The sequence below is a fragment of the Pseudolabrys sp. genome, from assembly GCF_035943735.1.
GTDB lineage: Bacteria > Pseudomonadota > Alphaproteobacteria > Rhizobiales > Xanthobacteraceae > Pseudolabrys.
Genome location: NZ_DASZBV010000026.1, coordinates 165,837 through 181,163, shown reverse-complemented (window position 1 = coordinate 181,163; position 15,327 = coordinate 165,837). Strand labels below are relative to the sequence as shown.

Genomic DNA, 15,327 nt, shown 5'->3' with positions numbered 1-15,327 from the left:
GGCCGGGGCTTTTTGTTTGCGCAATGTGACGCCTATTTCATGTGCTTGGCGAAGAAGTCCGTGGTGCGCTTCCAGGCGAGATCGGAGGCTTCCTTGCGGTAGGAAGCGCGCTCGTCGCAGGAGAAGCCGTGCGGCGCGCCCGGATAGGTGTAGGTCTCCGCCTGCGGCTGCTTCTTCTTGATCTCCTCGACGGTCGCCATCGGGATGCCTTCGTCCTTCTCGCCGAAGTGCATCTGCAGCGGGCACTTCGGCTTCTCGTCGGCGAACTTGCCGATCATGCCACCGTAATATGCGACGGAGGCCTTGAAGCCCGGCACGCGGCAGGCGGCGAGGAAGGCGGCGGTGCCGCCCATGCAATAGCCGACGATGCCGCTCGGGCCGGCGCTCTTCACGTTGTCCATCGCCGCGGCGATGTCCTTCATCATGTTATCGAAATTGAGATTGCCGAGCAGGCCGCGCGCGTGGGCGATCTCGTCCGGCGTATAGCCGCACTCGAAGTCGCGCGCGAAGCGGTCGAACACTTGCGGCGCAATCGCCGTGTAGCCGATGGCGGCGAAGCGGTCGCACATCGCGCGGATGTGGTGATTGACGCCGAAGATTTCCTGAATGACGACGATACCGCCCTTCGGCTGGCCCGCCGGATCGGCGCGATAGGCGCCCAGGCTATGATTGTCCGAGGTGGTGAGCTTCAGCTTCTGACCCAAGTGGCCCTCCCATGACTCAATGTCTGCAACAAAAGACCGCGGGCTTGTAGCATGAACGTCCGCATCCGTCATGCCGGGCTGCTCTGCGCTCGAATGCGAAGTGTCAGGCGAAAATGCCGGCCAGCAATTCGTACGAATGTTTCCGCGCGGTATGGTCGTGGATCATGCTGGTGACCATCAACTCCTGCGCCTGCGTCGCCTCGATGAGCGGCATCAGCCGCGCCTTGACGGTCTCCGGCGATCCGACCGACATGCGGGTGCGGTTTTGCGCGATGCGCGCGCGGTCGGCCGGCGCGTAATCGTAAGCCGCGGCCTCGTCCGGCGACGCGAGCGGCAGGTATTCGCCCTTTGCGCGCCGCACGAAATTGAGGTCGACCGTGCCTGCCAGCCGCTCGGCTTCCGCGTCGGTGTCGGCGCAGATGGCGTGGGTGGCGAGGATGGCGTAGGGCTTCTCGTGCGACGGCGATGGCTTGAAGCTCTCGCGGTAGAGGTGCATCGCCTCGCCGGCGTCGAAGGTCGCGAAATGATGCGCAAAACCGAAGGCCGCGCCGATATGGCCGGCGAGCTGCGCGCTGTAGTCGGACGAGCCGAGCAGATAGATCGGCGGCAGCGGCACGTCGCTCGGCATCGCCGTGACGTTGGCGAACGGGTGGCCGGGCGGGAAGGCGCGGCTCTCCAGCAGCATCAATTCATTGAAGCGATCGAGGAAGTCGTCTTCCTCGGTGATGCCCTGGCGGCGGCGCAATGCGTAGGACGTGGCGGGGTCGGTGCCCGGGGCGCGGCCAAGGCCGAGATCGATGCGGCCGGGATAGAGCGCCTCCAGCATCTTGAAGCGCTCGGCCACCATCAGGGGCGCGTGATTGGGCAGCATCACGCCGCCGGAACCGACGCGGAGGCGCGACGTTGCCGCTGCGATCTGTCCGATCATGATCTCCGGCGCGGAGCTGGCGATCATCGGCATGTTGTGATGCTCCGCCACCCAGTAACGGGTGAAGCCGAGACGGTCGGCGAGCTGCGCGAGGTCGAGCGAATTGCGCAATGCCTGGGCAGCCGTGGAGCCGGAGGCGACCGGGGAGAGATCGAGAACCGAAAGCGGAAACATGCCGGTCCCTCTGCGCCAGATCGCGCGGCGTGACAAGCCGGTACCTGCCAAGCGACGACAAAGCCATTCCGCCTTGTCGCCGCCACCGTTATGATGCGAACTGACGCCGAGACCCGGAAAGGACAGCCATTGCCCGCGTCGACTGAATGGAAAGTGCCGGCGGCGGTGCAGCCGCGGTCCGAGGACTACGGCTACGACCTCGATCGTGCCCTCTCGGCCGTGCTCGGCCTGCATACGATTATTCCGTCGGACGCCTTCACGGCGGAGACGCTCGGCACGGAGCGGGCCGGCAACGGCGTGCTGATCGACGATGGGCTGGTGCTGACCATCGGCTACCTCATCACCGAAGCGGAGACCGTGTGGCTCCACCTCGGCGACGGTCGCGTGGTCGAAGGTCATGCGCTCGGCATGGACCAGGAGACCGGCTTCGGGCTGGTGCAGGCGCTCGGCAAGATCGACCTGCCGCCGCTGCCGATCGGGCGCTCGGCCGACGCGCAGGCGGGCGAGCGCGTGGTTGTCGGCGGCTCCGGCGGCCGCACCCGCTCGGTGGCGGCGCATATCGCGGCGCGCCAGGAATTCGCCGGCTATTGGGAATACCTGATCGACGACGCGATCTTCACGTTTCCGTCGCATCCGAACTGGGGCGGCACCGCGCTGCTGTCGCAGAAGGGCGAGCTGATCGGCATCGGCTCGTTGCAGCTCGAGCGCGAGCGCGAAGGCCGCAACGAGCACCTTAACTTGATCGTGCCGATCGACCTTCTGAAACCGGTGCTGGACGATCTGCGCCGCTTCGGCCGCGTGAACAAGCCGATGCGTCCCTGGCTTGGCATCTACTCGACCGAGATCGAGGACAAGGTCGTGATCGTCGGCGTGGCGCCGAAGGGTCCGGCCGCGCGCGCCGAATTGAAAACCGGCGATGTGATCCTCTCGGTGGACGGCGAGGACGTTTCGACACTTGCCGAACTCTACCGCAAGGTCTGGTCGCTCGGCACAGCCGGCGTCGAGGTGCCGATGACGCTTTATCGCGAAGGGCTGACGTTCGACGTGCGCGTCAATTCCTCCGACCGCGCCAAATTCCTGCGCGCCCCGCGGCTGCATTAGGGCGGACGCCGCACACTCGGGTCATTCCCACGAAAGCGGGAATCCAATCGGACATTTCAGTTCGGGTCAGCTCGGTTCGGCTCAGCCGCGCTGGCTCCCTGCTTTCGCGGGGACGAACGGAGTCGGGACGGTCAACTCTCCTCGATCGCATCCACGCGGTTCGGATAGAAGGCGAGGTGCCCCTTGATTTCCGACACCGCCGGGAACGGCTGCTCGTAGCTCCACACGGCGTTCTCCGCCGTCCTGCCGCCGGTGGAAATTGTGAAGTAGCTCGCGTCCCCCTTGTACGGGCAGTGGGTGTGATGCGTCGTACGACCGAGCGTGGTCATGTCGGCATCGGCGCGCGGAATATAGAAGACCGGCGGATAGCTCGCCTCCTTGAGGCTGAGCGCTCGCGTCGTTTCGGCGATGGTCTTGCCGGCAAAGGTGACGCGGACGTGCTTGCCGCTGCGGCTGATGACAATGGGGTGGTCGGGGCCGGGCTGTTTCATGGGTACCTCGAGGCTTGAAGTCGTAACCGGGTGCTAACCTAACGACGCAAGAGCGCTTCCGGTATGTCGGCTGGCCGGCTTTTACGCCGCGTTGATGGTATCAGCGGGCGGTATTGGGAAAAATTGAACCATTCCCCTTAATCCGGGTGACAGGGCTTTCCCGGTAGGTTCCACGCGTCTGTACAAGGAACGTGGAATGCCTGCCCATCCGTCCGACAAGCAGATCCAGGGTCTCAATATCCTGGTCGCCGACAAGAACCACTTCATGCGCCGGCTGACCCGGACCATGTTGATGAATCTCGGCGCCAAGTCGGTCGTCGAGGCGGCCGACGGGCTGGCCGCGCTGGAAGCCATCCGCACCTGCGATCCCGACGTCATGTTCCTCGAGTGGGATCTCCCCGTGCTCGACGGCATGGAAGTGATTCGCATTGTGCGTTCGCCCGGCGTCTTCCCGCGGCCGAACCTGCCGATCATCATGCTCACCGCGCGATCGCACCGCTCCTGCGTGATGCGGGCGTTGCGCGCGGGCGTGCACGAATTCCTGCTGAAGCCGACTTCGCCCAAGGCGCTGCGCGACCGGCTCACGTCGGTCCTGCTCAAGCCGCGGCCGATGATGAAGCTGGGCGAATTCTACGTGCCGCAACCGCGCCGTCTCGGCGCGCCGGCCGATCCGGCCGAAGTGGCCGACGTCGCCGCCGAGGCGGCCGCCGGCGGCTGACCTCAACGGAAATCGTAGAGCCTTGCAGGGTTGGCGCTGAGGATCGCCACGCGATCGGCTTCGCGCGGCGTCCAATCCAGGAACAGCTCGAGCAAGTGTTTCGCATCCGGCACCGGGCCCTCCGGCCGCGGATGCGGCCAGTCGGACCCCCACACCAGGTTTCCCGGATTGGCGGCGACGAGCGCGTCGTGAAAAGGCTTCGCCTCCAGGTAATCCGGCGCGCTCGCGCCGAGGCGATACGTGCCCGAAACCTTCGACCACAAGCGGCCCTCGCCGACTCCCCGCTTGAGCGTCTGAAAGCCGGGATGGTCGATGCCGTGCCGATAGTCCATGCGCCCCATGTGGTCGATGACGATCGGCATCGACGCCGGCACGCGCGCGAGCGCCGGCAGAAGTTCCGGCAGATCGCGTGTGTCGAGCCACAATTGCAAATGCCAGCCGAGCTCGGCCATCACGGGATAGAACGGCTCGACATCGGCGAGCCGCACGCCGTTCTGGTAGTACGGCTTGCCGTCGCGGCGGAATTCGTTGGCGCGCAGGCCACGCACGCCGACCTTGTGCCATTCCTTCAGCGTCGCGTGCGACAGCTCGGCGCCGCCGACGGCGACGCCGCGCAGGCGCCTGGGCTCGCGCGTCAGCGCGTCGAGCATTGCGGTATTGTCGCGGCCGTAGGCGCTGGGCTGGACGAGAACGCCGCGCTCGCAGCCGAGGCGGTCGAGCAAGGCGAGATAGGCTTCGAGCGGCGCGTCGTCGGGCGTGTAGCTGCGCGGTTCCGCATAGGGAAACCGCGCAGCCGGTCCGAAGACGTGGCAATGGCAGTCGCAGGCGTGCGCTGGCACCGGCAGCGTCATTTCGGCGTGATGCCGGCGAGCTTCGCCGCCTGCTTCATGTTCTCGTAGTCGGTCTTGATGAAGGCGGCAAAACCGTTCGCCGTCATCTGTTCGGGCGTGGCCAGTTCGGCGCCGATGCTCGCGAGGCGTTCGGCTACCGGCCCGCCCGGCTTGAGCCCGTCCTGGATCGCCTTTTCGATTTTCGCGATGATATCGGCGGGCGTCTTCGCCGGCGCAAGGATGCCGATGTAGCTCGACGCGGTGAAGCCCTTCACGCCGCCGTCGATGAAGGTCGGGATATCCGGGGCAAGCTTGGAGCGCTGCGCAGCGGCTACCGCGATGATCCGCGCCTTGCCGCCCTTATGCAGCGGCAGGGCCGTCGAGAATTCCGTCATCGCCGACTGCACGCTGCCGCCCATCAAATCGGGCATCAACGCGCCACCGCTGCGATATGGCACGTGCGTGATGTTGGCGCCGGTCGCGGCCTTGAACCGCTCGAGCGTCATGTGCGTGGCGCTGCCGACGCCGCTCGACGCCATCGTGATCGGGTGCTGCTTAGACAGCGCGATCATTTCCGGCAGGGTCTTGGCCGGCAGCGAATTGGTGACGATGATCGCGTGCGGCACGTAGCTCGTCAGCGCGATCGGCGCGAGGTCCTTCTGCGGATCGTACTCCATATGCGCCTGCACCAGCGGATTGACGGTAAGCGGCCCGTTCGATCCGACGAGCAGCATATAGCCGTCGGGGTGGGAGCGGGCGACGAAGGCAGCGCCGATGCTGCCGCCGGCACCGCCACGGTTCTCCACCACGACCGTCTGGCCGATACCTTTCGAGATCATATCGCCCGCGAGGCGGCCGACAATGTCGGCATTGCCGCCGGCGGCGAAGGGCACGATCAGATGGACCGGCCGCTCGGGCCAGCCGGCGGCAAAGGCGCCGCGCGCCAACAGCGCGGCGGCGGGCAGGCCGCCGAGCGCGGCGATGAGGGTACGACGTGAAATGGTCATGTGCAGTCCTCCCTGGGTTTGGTCCCTTTGGCCGGCAGCAGCCGGCCTAGCAGCCTTTGTCGAAATCCCGCCCTCGCCCGGGGCGGTTTTGCGCGAATTGAGACTAGGCAATCGGACCGCATTCGCATAATCGATAGTGAAAATGCAAGGTATTCACCCTGGAAATGATGATCCCCGGGCCGGCCATGAATCTCAGCAATCTCGACCTCAATCTGCTCAAGGTGCTCGATGCGCTGATCGCCGAGCGCAACGTCACGCGCGCCGGCAAAAGGCTCGGCCGCTCGCAGCCGGCGGTGAGCAACGCGCTGCAGCGGCTGCGGCAGCTCACCGGCGACGAACTGCTCGTGCGCGGGCCGCACGGCTTTGTCCTGACCCCGCGAGCGGAGGCGATGCGCGCGCCGTTGCGCGATGCCATCGCCCTGGTCGAAGGCTGTCTGTCGGGCGAGCCGCAGTTCGATCCCGCCAAGGCGACCGGCGTTTTCCGCCTGTCGACGCCGGACCGGCTGAGCCTCGCGGTGGTGCCGCCGCTCCTGTCGCGGCTGCAGAAATTCTCGCCCGCGGCGACCTTGAACGTCGTGACCGCCGAGCGCCAGCAGGCGGTCGATCTTCTCGACGCCGACCGCATCGATTGTGCGCTCGGCTGGTTCGATGAGAAGCCCGGCCACTGCGGCGTCGAATTGATGATGGAGGAGAACCTCTTCTGCGTCTTCCGCCGCGATCATCCAATTGTGCGGCGGGGCAGCCGCTTCGACATCGCGGCGGTGCTGTCCTATCCGCACGTCGTCGTCAGCGCCGGCGGTCAGGGCGTCGCCATCTTCGATGAGTTGTTGAAGCGGCACGGCCTAGCCCGCCGCGCGCTGGTCGCGGTGACGAATTTCACCGCCGTGCCGTCGCTGCTCGGCGGCACCGACATGATCGGCGTCTTCACCAAGCTGGCGGCCGACGTGTTCCAGAAGTCGTTCGGCATGACCAAGCGCCCGGTGCCGCTCGACGTCGGCAAGATCGCGACGCAGATGTTGTGGCCGCTGCGTTACGACCGCGACCCGCGGCACTTGTGGCTACGGCAGCAGATCAAGGCGGTCTATCGCGAATTCTAGACCGGCGTTATGCGTGCACGCGTGCGAGGAAGTCGAGCGTACGCGCCCGCGCCGTCTGCGCCGCTTCGGCGACATAGGTCGGCCGCACGTCGTTGGCGAAGGCGTGACCGGCATTGTAGAGGTGCGTCTCCGCCGACGGGAACGCGTTGCGCACCTGGGCGATGATCTCCGGCGTCGAATTGGGATCGGTCGCGCCGAAGTGGAAGAGCAGCGGGCATTTCGGCTTGCAGTCGAGATAGGTCGGCAGCCGCGTGCCGTAGAAGGCGATGGCGCCGCGCAGGTCGATCTCGGCGGCCGCGCGCACGATCACGCCGCCGCCCCAGCAGAAGCCGAGCACCGAGACGCCGTGCGCGCCGCGCACGCAGGCCGCCGCCGCGGCGATATCGAGGATGACCTTGTCGAGCGGCAGAGCATAAGCCATGTCGCGGCCGCGGTTCGGATCGCTGAACGGCACCACGGTCTGCGGCGCGACGCGATCATAGAGCGCCGGGATGATCGTGTCGTAGCCGTCGCGCGCATAGGAGCGCACGACCTCCTTGAGCTGATCGGTGATGCCGAAGATTTCCTGCAGGATGATGAGGCCGCCGCGCACGGGGCCGGCCGGCGTGGCGCGGAACGCCTCGAACTTGAAGCCGTCCGCCGCCGTCAGCGTGGTCATGCCTTCGGTGATCTTGCTGTTGCTGGCCATGGAATTCCCCCCGACGAGTGCGCGTGCGGCGGACCTTAGGGGGCTGTCCGTCCATCCACCAAATCAATAATCAGTATGCCGGGCATTGGCAGGCCGAATGCGGCAAGCCGCCTGCTTCCCAGCGGCGCTGCAGCCGTCGCGGCTGGTTGCCCGGCGAGGCGGCTCAGGCGAGGTCGGCAGCGGTGTTCGCGGAGGGCTGGCGCGCCCGAGACGATTCGAACGTCCGACCTTTGCCTTCGGAGGGCAACGCTCTATCCAGCTGAGCTACGGGCGCCTGCGGCCCTCAATAGCCCAAACCATCCCCACCTTCAACCGCGCCGGGCAGGCGCAAAAGTGCCGCCGGAGCGGCACTTTTCGCACCGTTCCTGTGGTTAAGCCCCGTTTCGCAGGGCTTCCCGCTTGCGCATAAAAACGAATCTTCTAGTGCTTCTGAAACGCGCATGGTGCGCTCAAGGAGTTACGTCTATGGCTAAAGCCGCCGCCCCCGCCAAGCCGAAAGCTGCCAAGCCGGTGACCACGCGTCATCTGGCTGCCACGCTCTCGGAAGCCCACCAACTCACCAAGAAGCAGGGCCTGGAAATCATGGAGAACCTGATCGCCATGATCACCAAGCACCTGAAGAAAGGCGAGCGCGTGAAGATCTCCGGCCTCGGCATCCTGCAGGTGCGCAAGCGCGCCGCCCGCATGGGCCGTAACCCGGCCACCGGCGAGGCGATCAAGATCAAGGCGTCGAAGAAGGTCGCCTTCCGGGCCGCCAAGGACCTCAAGGAAGCGATCTGATCCGCTTCCATCCAGTTTTGCGTACCAGCAAACCCCGTCGGCTCGCCGGCGGGGTTTTGTTTTGCTGCTCCATCCCTCCCCGCTTGCAGGGAAGGGTGGCGAGCCTTTAGCGCGTTTACGTGCGTCTTTGGCGCGCCGGACCCTCCCCTTTCAGGGGAGGAATAATAAAATTCGCCTTATTTGCAGCTCCATCCCGCGCTACATGTCTACCGCATGTTGCGCCGATATTTGCTCCGCCCGCTCTGGGTCCTGCTCGCCGTGCTGTTCCTCATCGAGGCATGGCTGTGGGACCATTTGCAGCCGCTCGTCGCGCGGCTCGTCGCGCTCATCCCGCTCGAAGGCCTCAAGCGCGCCATCGCCCGGCTGGTGGCGAGCCTGCCGCCCTGGGCGGTGCTGTTCGTGTTCGCGATCCCGCTCATCGCGATGCTGCCGCTGAAATTCCTCGAAGTGTATTTCCTCGCCAAGCGCGACTGGCTCGCTGCCGCTTTGGTCATCGTCTTCGTCAAGCTGGTCGGGCTTGGCATCACCGCCTTCATCTTCGACGTGACGCGCGACAAGCTGATGCAGATGGTCTGGTTTCGCAGCGTCTATGCCTGGTTCTTGTGGGCGCGCGACTGGGCGCATGCGCAGACCGAACCGATCCGCGCACGCATCGGGCAATTGATATGGCTTATGAAGCCGCATCGCGCCGGCACATTCCTGCGCCGGCTGATGCGGCTGCGCCGCCGCGCCTATCGCCGCTGGGCGTGATCTAGCCGGTGATGAAATGCAGCGCGTGCGGCGCCCACAGGCCCGCCGCGGTGAAGCCGAGCCCGATGAGCCCGAGCAGGCCGGAGCCCCAGCCGAGCAGGATCATCCCGGTGATGACCTCGGCCGACGCCAGCACGATGCCGATCTGGAAGGCCGCCGAGGCGAATTCGTAATTGTGATAGCGCGCCATCACCTCGTCGCGGTGATGCTCGGCATTGCGCGCGCGCGCCATCAATTGCTTGCGCCCTTCGTTGGAAGACGGCTCGTCGTCATATTTTGCGACGAGCTTCTTCCACTCGTCGATCTTCTTGGCGAGGCGCGCTTTCGTGTCGGCATCGCTCGCGCGATCGGCCTCGATCTGCATCTGCTCGCCGGCGGTGTTGAGCACCGTCATGCGGATAGTCTTGGCCTGGAAGAAGGCCCACAGGTCGTTGGCCTCGACGTTGAGCGTGATGGCGTGCGTCTGCGCGCTCTTGCCCAATGTCTCGGAGAAGGCGAGGAACAGCGCCAGCACCGAGATCAGCAGCGCGATCTTCTTGTTGCCGCCGTGCGAAGCGTGCTCGGCGTGCTCGGCATGCTCGAGGTTTTCGTGTGCGCTCATGTCCGTCCCCCGCTGGAGGCAGGACGATGGCAGCAAACTCGTCCGCCGGGCAAGGACATCCTAGGCGCGCGGATGCGTATTCACATAAACGTCAAGTAACCGCTCGGCGTCGACAGCGGTGTAGATCTGCGTCGTCGACAGTGAGGCGTGGCCGAGCAGTTCCTGGATGGCGCGCAGGTCGCCGCCGCCCGCGAGGAGATGCGTGGCGAAGGAATGGCGCAGCGCGTGCGGCGTCGCGGAATCGGGCAGGCCGAGCGCGCCGCGCAGGCGTTCCATGGTGAGCTGGACGATGCGGGGCGACAGCGGCCCGCCGCGGGCGCCGAGGAAGAGGGGGCCGTCCGGCGGGAGGTCGTAGGGGCAGAGTGCGACATAGTCGGCGACGAGTCGCGCTACCTGCGGCAGCAGGGGCACCATGCGCGTCTTGTTGCCTTTGCCGGTGACGATGATGGTGTCGGCGCCGCCGGCGCCGGCGGCACGCGTGAGCGACAGCGCTTCCGAGATGCGCAGGCCGCAGCCGTAGAGCAGCGCCAGCACCGCCGCGTCTCGCGCCAGCACCCATTGCTCGCGCGCCTCGCCGGCGCGCATGTCGGCGTCGGTGACGGCCCGGGCCGAACTAGCGGTGAGCGGCTTCGGCAGGCCCTTCGGAATTTTCGGGGTGCGCACGGCGGCGAGCGCGCCGACCTTGCCCTTGCCGTTGCGTTCGAGGAAACGGGCGAAGGAGCGGGCGCCGGCGAGCTGGCGCATCAGCGAGCGGTTGCCGGCGCCTTCGGCGCGCCGCGCGGCGAGGAAGGCGCGCACGTCGGCCGGCGCAAGCCTGGCCAGCGCCTTCAGGGTCGGCGGCTTACCGAGGTGTTTGGTGAGGAAGCCGAGGAACTGCCAGACGTCGCGGCGGTAGGCCTCCAGCGTCTTCGGCGACATGCGCTTTTCCGCGCCGAGATAAGCGAGCCAGCGGCCGATTTCGGCCGCGACGTCCGGGGCTGTGGCGAAGGCGGCGTCCATGCGCGCCAGACTGGCATTCCTTCCTTCACCCTTCCTTAACCGCGCGGAATCGGCCTAGACCAAGCGTATGGCCACACGTGTCGTCGACGTCCTGGTGCCGGTGGCGCTCGACCAGACCTATTCCTATCGGGTGCCGGCCGAGATGGAGCTGGCGCCCGGCGACGTCGTCGCCGTGCCGCTCGGCGCGCGCGACTGCGTCGGCGTGGTCTGGGCCGACAATCCCAATCCGAACCCGCGCCTGCATAACCGGCTCAAGGACGTCGACGCCAAACTCGAGGTGCCGCCGCTCAAGCCGGAGCTGCGCAGCTTCGTCGACTGGGTGTCGAACTACACGCTCGCCTCGCGCGGCATGGTGTTGCGCATGGCCCTGCGCATGGGCGACCTCGGGCCGATGCGCGAGCGCGTCGGCGTGCGCGTCACCGACGTGAAGCCGCAACGCATGACGCCGGCGCGACAGCGCGTCATCGCCGCACTCGCCGACGGCTTCGTCCGTTCGAAGAACGAGGCGGCGCAGGAGGCCGCCGTATCGGCGGGCGTGGTCAACGGCCTCGTCGACGAGGGCGTGCTGGCGACGGTGGTGCTCCCGCTCGAACCGTTGATGCGCGCGCCCGACCCGGACTTCCGCAAGCCGGAGTTTTCGCTGGCGCAGCTCGCGGCGGCGGACGCGCTGCGCACCACGGTCGATCAGGGCGGCTACACCGTGTCGCTGCTCGACGGCGTCACCGGCTCCGGCAAGACGGAAGTGTATTTCGAGGCGGTCGCGGAGAACATCCGCCGCGGGCATCAGACGCTCGTCCTGATGCCGGAGATCGCGCTGACCGCCGGCTTCCTCGATCGCTTCGCGCACCGCTTCGGTGTGCGCCCGGCCGAATGGCATTCGCAGTTGCCGCCGCGTCGGCGCGCGCGCACCTGGGAGGCGGTGGCGAAGAACGAGCTGCCGGTCGTCGTCGGCGCGCGCTCGGCATTGTTTCTGCCTTACGCCGACCTCGGCCTCATCGTGGTCGATGAGGAGCACGACGCCGCCTACAAGCAGGAAGACGGCGCCCATTATCACGCGCGCGACATGGCCGTGGTGCGTGGCTCGATCGCCAAGTTTCCGGTGATCCTCGCCTCGGCGACGCCGTCGGTCGAATCTGAGGTCAATGCGCGGAAAGGCCGCTATCGCCGCATCCATCTGCCCGAGCGCTTCGGCGGCGCGCATCTGCCGCACATCGAGCCGATCGACATGCGCACCGAAGGGCCGCCGCGCGGCCGCTTCATCTCGCCAAAATTGGCGGAGGCGGTGCAGATCGTGCTGGAGAAACGCGAGCAGGCGCTCCTGTTCCTCAATCGCCGCGGCTTCGCACCCCTCACGTTGTGCCGCGCCTGCGGCTTCCGCGTGCAGTGCCCGAATTGCGATTCCTGGCTGGTCGATCATCGCTTCAAGCGGCGGCTGGTCTGTCATCACTGCGGCTATTCGGTGCCGCCGCCGACCGAATGCCCGAAGTGCCACGCCACCGATTCATTCGCGGCCGTCGGCCCCGGCGTCGAACGACTGCATCAGGAGGCGGCGGATCTGTTTCCCGGCGCGCGCATTCTCGTATTGTCGAGCGATCTCGTCGAATCGATCGAGCGCCTGCGCGCCGAACTCGACGACGTCGCCGAGGGCCGTTTCGATCTCGTCATCGGCACGCAGCTCGTCGCCAAGGGGCATCACTTTCCGCGCTTGAATCTCGTCGGCATCGTCGATGCCGATCTCGGATTGGGCAACGGCGATCCGCGCGCCGCCGAGCGCACGTTCCAATTGCTGCATCAGGTGACCGGCCGCGCCGGCCGCGAGGAGGGCCGCGGCGTCGGCTATCTTCAGACGCATCAGCCGGAACATCCGGTGATGCGCGCGCTGATCATGGGCGACCGCGAGGCGTTCTATCAAAACGAGATCGAGCAGCGCGAGCGCACCGGCTATCCGCCGTTCGGGCGGCTGGCGAGCCTCATCGTCTCGGCCGGCGACAAGCACGCGGCGGAGGCCTACGGCCGCACGCTCGTGTCGCTGGCGCCGAAAGACGAGCAGGTGCGCGTGCTCGGACCCGCCGAGGCGCCGATTGCCGTGGTGCGCGGCCGCCATCGCTATCGCCTGCTGGTGAAATCGCCGCGCGCCTACGACCTGTCAGGCTATCTGCGCGACTGGCTTGCCGCTGCGCCGAAGACCAAGGGCAACCTGCAGCTCGAGGTCGACGTCGACCCGATGAGCTTTTTCTGAGTGCTGGCCGCGGAGCATGACGCGCTCCCGCCCCGCGGGCGGTAAGAGATAATGAAGTTCACATTGCGCGCACGTCGCTCGCCTTTGCCGCAAATGCGACCAGCGGCGGCTTCAATCCGGCGCGATTGAGCAGGCGGCGGACATTCGGCCGTGCCGCGGAGAAATAGACCGTGGCGCCGGCGCGCCAGCTCCGGGAGTGCCCTTAGCCTGCCGCGGCATGGGCCGGGGCTGCGGCGTTCATTCCGGCAACTCGTCGTGGTGCGTGTTCGGCTGCAGCAGCACGGTGGCGGCCGCGGCAAAGATCAGGGCGAAGCCGGCGATGTCGTAAAGGTCCGGCCGTTCGCCGTTGATCGCCGCCGAGCCGATGACGCCGACCACCGGCACCAGCAGCGAACCGATCGAGGCGGTCATGGTCGGCAGTTTGTCGACGACGACGAACCAGACGAAGTAGATCAGGCCCATGCCGATAAGGCCGTTATAGGCGAGCCAGACGACGGTCATCGGCGGCAGCGGCCACAAATGCGGCGCGCCGTCGAAATACAGCATGCCGGCGAGCAGCATGAACCAGCCGAGCAGCAGCTGCCACGCGGTGACGGCGAGCGTCGGCGCCTTGATCTGCGCCGCCTTCACATAGACCGTGCCCGCCGCCCAGCTCCAGGCGCAGCCGAGCGCGAACAGGGCGCCGAGCGGCAGACCGTCACGCAGCAACGGGCCGATAAGGATCGTCAGGCCGAGCGCGCAGAGCACGAGCGCTGCGATCTTCACCGGCGCGAATCTCTCTTTCAGCACCAGCCACGCCAGCACCGAGGCCCAGATCGGCATCGAATAGGCAATCACGACCGCGCGCGACGTGGTGCCGTAGACCTGCGCATAGGCCGAGCAGACGTTGAAGATGCCGACGTTGAACACCGACGCGATCAGCACCTTCATGCGCTCGCCTTGCGGCAGCGCCAGCCGCGTGCGCGCGATCGCGGCGGCGGCGAACAGCACGGCGGCGCCGAGCCCGACGCCGACCGCACGCAATGTCCACGGCGTCAGCGATTGCAGGATGATGCGCGTGGCGATCCAGTTGAAGCCCCAGGCGAAGCCCATGAGCACAACGAGTAGCCGCGCGCCGGTTGCGGCGCTCCGGGTCGTCTGCGGCATCGCGCCGCTCATTCCGGCATCGCGATGCGTTTGCGCCCGGGCTGCAGCAGCACGCAGGACGCGGCGCTGAAAATCAGGGCGAAGCCGACGATGTCGTTCACCGTCGGCCGCTCATGTAGGACGATCGTCGAGGCGACGACGCCGATCACCGGCACCAGCAACGCGCCGATCGAGGCGGTGATCGCCGGCAGTCGGGCGGCCACCGACCACCACAGGAAATGAGCAAGCCCCGTACCGATGACGCCCATGAACAGGATGGCGAGCCAGGTGTCGCGGGATATCCCGTTCAAATGCGGCACGCCCTCGAAGATGAACGTGCCGCCGGCGATGAACAGGAAGCCGAACACGAGTTGCCAGGCCGCGTTGGCGAGCGGCGGCACCGTCGCCTTCACCCATTTCAGGTAGACGGTGGCGCCGCACCAGCACCAGGCGCAGGCCAATCCGAGAACGACCGTGATCGGAATGCCGTGCGCGAACAGCGGCCACACCAGGATGGCGAGCCCGACGATGCACAGGGCGATGGCGATCCGGCGCATCGTGGTCAGGCGCTCGCCGAGCAGCAGGCGGCCCATGATCGTCGTCCAGATCGGCATCGAATAAGCGAGGATGATGACGCGCGAGGTCGCGCCGTTGAGCTGGGCGAAGGTCGACAGGATCTGGAAGAGAGCAACGTTGAGGAAGCCGGCCACCATCACATGCACGCGCTCGCCGCGCGGCACGCGTAGCGTATGCCCGGACAAGGTCGCCGCCACGATCAGCGTCAGCGCGCCGAGCCCCGCGCCGAGGAAGCGCAGCGTCCATGGCGGCGCGCCGCGCAGACCGATGCTGACCGAGATCCAGTTGAGCCCCCACGCGAAGGCGAGCAGCACCACGAGCATCCGGGCGGTGCCGGTGACCTCGGCGGTGTCGCGCGGTGAAGGCATGGATGGATCGGGGTTCGCCGGCGGACAAAGCTGGGCCCGCGAATCGGGCGTGGTCCGCAACGCTAGCCCGCGGGACAGCGCGGCGCGAGGAATGGCTTCTATGCGGCCCGCGGCGGAAAAAAGTGCGGGCCGGCCGAGCGGTGCTTCGGAA

The 15,327-nt window shown here is 66.8% G+C and carries 16 protein-coding genes and 1 tRNA gene; 6 read left to right on the top strand and 11 right to left on the bottom strand.

Features of this window, described 5'->3' with window-relative positions; genetic code table 11:
* Nucleotides 1-32: 32 nt before the first annotated feature.
* Nucleotides 33-704, bottom strand: coding sequence for a dienelactone hydrolase family protein (locus VGV41_RS20335; protein WP_326865910.1), 672 nt, complete (start codon nt 702-704; stop codon nt 33-35).
* A 103-nt stretch (nt 705-807) separates the two neighbouring features.
* Nucleotides 808-1,806, bottom strand: coding sequence for an LLM class flavin-dependent oxidoreductase (locus VGV41_RS20330; RefSeq protein WP_326865909.1), 999 nt, complete (start codon nt 1,804-1,806; stop codon nt 808-810).
* Between the two features lie 129 nt (nt 1,807-1,935).
* Between VGV41_RS20330 and VGV41_RS20325 the strand changes: the two genes are divergently transcribed.
* Nucleotides 1,936-2,907 (top strand): S1C family serine protease, encoded by a 972-nt coding sequence (locus VGV41_RS20325; protein WP_326865908.1) that lies wholly within the window; start codon nt 1,936-1,938, stop codon nt 2,905-2,907.
* Nucleotides 2,908-3,038: 131 nt separating this feature from the next.
* Here the strand turns inward: VGV41_RS20325 and VGV41_RS20320 are convergent, their stop codons facing one another.
* Nucleotides 3,039-3,398, bottom strand: coding sequence for a DUF427 domain-containing protein (locus tag VGV41_RS20320; RefSeq protein ID WP_326865907.1), 360 nt, complete (start codon nt 3,396-3,398; stop codon nt 3,039-3,041).
* Between the two features lie 196 nt (nt 3,399-3,594).
* On the opposite strand from VGV41_RS20320, the gene VGV41_RS20315 reads away from it, so the two are divergent.
* The gene (locus VGV41_RS20315) at nt 3,595-4,116 is read left to right on the top strand and encodes a response regulator (protein ID WP_326865906.1); all 522 of its coding nucleotides are present in this window, start codon (nt 3,595-3,597) and stop codon (nt 4,114-4,116) included.
* Nucleotides 4,117-4,118: 2 nt separating this feature from the next.
* Here VGV41_RS20315 and VGV41_RS20310 read toward each other — a convergent pair whose 3' ends face one another.
* Nucleotides 4,119-4,967, bottom strand: a complete 849-nt coding sequence (locus tag VGV41_RS20310; RefSeq protein WP_326865905.1) for an amidohydrolase family protein — start codon at nt 4,965-4,967, stop codon at nt 4,119-4,121.
* The gene (locus VGV41_RS20305; protein WP_326865904.1) at nt 4,964-5,953 is read right to left on the bottom strand and encodes a tripartite tricarboxylate transporter substrate binding protein; all 990 of its coding nucleotides are present in this window, start codon (nt 5,951-5,953) and stop codon (nt 4,964-4,966) included. Before VGV41_RS20305 ends, VGV41_RS20310 begins: the two co-directional genes overlap by 4 nt.
* 185 nt (nt 5,954-6,138) lie before the next feature.
* On the opposite strand from VGV41_RS20305, the gene VGV41_RS20300 reads away from it, so the two are divergent.
* Nucleotides 6,139-7,050 carry a LysR family transcriptional regulator gene (locus tag VGV41_RS20300; protein WP_326865903.1) on the top strand — a complete coding sequence of 304 codons (912 nt, stop codon included), beginning with the start codon at nt 6,139-6,141 and terminating at the stop codon, nt 7,048-7,050.
* A gap of 7 nt (nt 7,051-7,057) precedes the next feature.
* Here the strand turns inward: VGV41_RS20300 and VGV41_RS20295 are convergent, their stop codons facing one another.
* Both VGV41_RS20295 and VGV41_RS20290 read right to left on the bottom strand, forming a co-directional pair.
* Nucleotides 7,058-7,738, bottom strand: a complete 681-nt coding sequence (locus VGV41_RS20295; protein WP_326865902.1) for a dienelactone hydrolase family protein — start codon at nt 7,736-7,738, stop codon at nt 7,058-7,060.
* Between the two features lie 197 nt (nt 7,739-7,935).
* Nucleotides 7,936-8,012 (bottom strand) — tRNA-Arg (locus tag VGV41_RS20290).
* A 191-nt stretch (nt 8,013-8,203) separates the two neighbouring features.
* Between VGV41_RS20290 and VGV41_RS20285 the strand changes: the two genes are divergently transcribed.
* Both VGV41_RS20285 and VGV41_RS20280 read left to right on the top strand, forming a co-directional pair.
* A complete protein-coding gene (locus tag VGV41_RS20285; RefSeq protein WP_326865899.1) occupies nt 8,204-8,518 on the top strand; it encodes an HU family DNA-binding protein in 315 nt (104 codons plus the stop codon).
* Nucleotides 8,519-8,731: 213 nt separating this feature from the next.
* Entirely contained in the window at nt 8,732-9,268 is a 537-nt protein-coding gene (locus VGV41_RS20280; RefSeq protein ID WP_326865898.1) for a hypothetical protein, read from the top strand.
* A gap of 1 nt (nt 9,269) precedes the next feature.
* Here VGV41_RS20280 and VGV41_RS20275 read toward each other — a convergent pair whose 3' ends face one another.
* Both VGV41_RS20275 and VGV41_RS20270 read right to left on the bottom strand, forming a co-directional pair.
* Nucleotides 9,270-9,869, bottom strand: coding sequence for a DUF4337 domain-containing protein (locus VGV41_RS20275; protein WP_326865897.1), 600 nt, complete (start codon nt 9,867-9,869; stop codon nt 9,270-9,272).
* A 60-nt stretch (nt 9,870-9,929) separates the two neighbouring features.
* On the bottom strand, nt 9,930-10,868 hold the full coding sequence (locus tag VGV41_RS20270) for a tyrosine recombinase XerC (protein ID WP_326865896.1): 939 nt from the start codon (nt 10,866-10,868) through the stop codon (nt 9,930-9,932).
* A 67-nt stretch (nt 10,869-10,935) separates the two neighbouring features.
* On the opposite strand from VGV41_RS20270, the gene VGV41_RS20265 reads away from it, so the two are divergent.
* A complete protein-coding gene (locus VGV41_RS20265) occupies nt 10,936-13,107 on the top strand; it encodes a primosomal protein N' (RefSeq protein WP_326865894.1) in 2,172 nt (723 codons plus the stop codon).
* Nucleotides 13,108-13,344: 237 nt separating this feature from the next.
* Here VGV41_RS20265 and VGV41_RS20260 read toward each other — a convergent pair whose 3' ends face one another.
* A complete protein-coding gene (locus VGV41_RS20260; protein WP_326865893.1) occupies nt 13,345-14,253 on the bottom strand; it encodes a DMT family transporter in 909 nt (302 codons plus the stop codon).
* 8 nt (nt 14,254-14,261) lie between these two features.
* Nucleotides 14,262-15,176, bottom strand: a complete 915-nt coding sequence (locus VGV41_RS20255; RefSeq protein WP_326865892.1) for a DMT family transporter — start codon at nt 15,174-15,176, stop codon at nt 14,262-14,264.
* Nucleotides 15,177-15,327: the final 151 nt, after the last annotated feature.

Excerpts from the sequence above, each read along its gene's own strand:
- VGV41_RS20280 (WP_326865898.1), top strand. The coding sequence starts at position 8,732 with ATGTTGCGCCGATATTTGCTCCGCCCGCTCTGGGTCCTGCTCGCCGTG.
- VGV41_RS20285 (WP_326865899.1), top strand. The coding sequence starts at position 8,204 with ATGGCTAAAGCCGCCGCCCCCGCCAAGCCGAAAGCTGCCAAGCCGGTG.
- VGV41_RS20305 (WP_326865904.1), bottom strand. The coding sequence starts at position 5,953 with ATGACCATTTCACGTCGTACCCTCATCGCCGCGCTCGGCGGCCTGCCC.
- VGV41_RS20315 (WP_326865906.1), top strand. The coding sequence starts at position 3,595 with ATGCCTGCCCATCCGTCCGACAAGCAGATCCAGGGTCTCAATATCCTG.
- VGV41_RS20310 (WP_326865905.1), bottom strand. The coding sequence starts at position 4,967 with ATGACGCTGCCGGTGCCAGCGCACGCCTGCGACTGCCATTGCCACGTC.
- VGV41_RS20275 (WP_326865897.1), bottom strand. The coding sequence starts at position 9,869 with ATGAGCGCACACGAAAACCTCGAGCATGCCGAGCACGCCGAGCACGCT.
- VGV41_RS20260 (WP_326865893.1), bottom strand. The coding sequence starts at position 14,253 with ATGCCGCAGACGACCCGGAGCGCCGCAACCGGCGCGCGGCTACTCGTT.
- VGV41_RS20270 (WP_326865896.1), bottom strand. The coding sequence starts at position 10,868 with ATGGACGCCGCCTTCGCCACAGCCCCGGACGTCGCGGCCGAAATCGGC.
- VGV41_RS20320 (WP_326865907.1), bottom strand. The coding sequence starts at position 3,398 with ATGAAACAGCCCGGCCCCGACCACCCCATTGTCATCAGCCGCAGCGGC.
- VGV41_RS20265 (WP_326865894.1), top strand. The coding sequence starts at position 10,936 with ATGGCCACACGTGTCGTCGACGTCCTGGTGCCGGTGGCGCTCGACCAG.
- VGV41_RS20330 (WP_326865909.1), bottom strand. The coding sequence starts at position 1,806 with ATGTTTCCGCTTTCGGTTCTCGATCTCTCCCCGGTCGCCTCCGGCTCC.
- VGV41_RS20300 (WP_326865903.1), top strand. The coding sequence starts at position 6,139 with ATGAATCTCAGCAATCTCGACCTCAATCTGCTCAAGGTGCTCGATGCG.
- VGV41_RS20255 (WP_326865892.1), bottom strand. The coding sequence starts at position 15,176 with ATGCCTTCACCGCGCGACACCGCCGAGGTCACCGGCACCGCCCGGATG.
- VGV41_RS20295 (WP_326865902.1), bottom strand. The coding sequence starts at position 7,738 with ATGGCCAGCAACAGCAAGATCACCGAAGGCATGACCACGCTGACGGCG.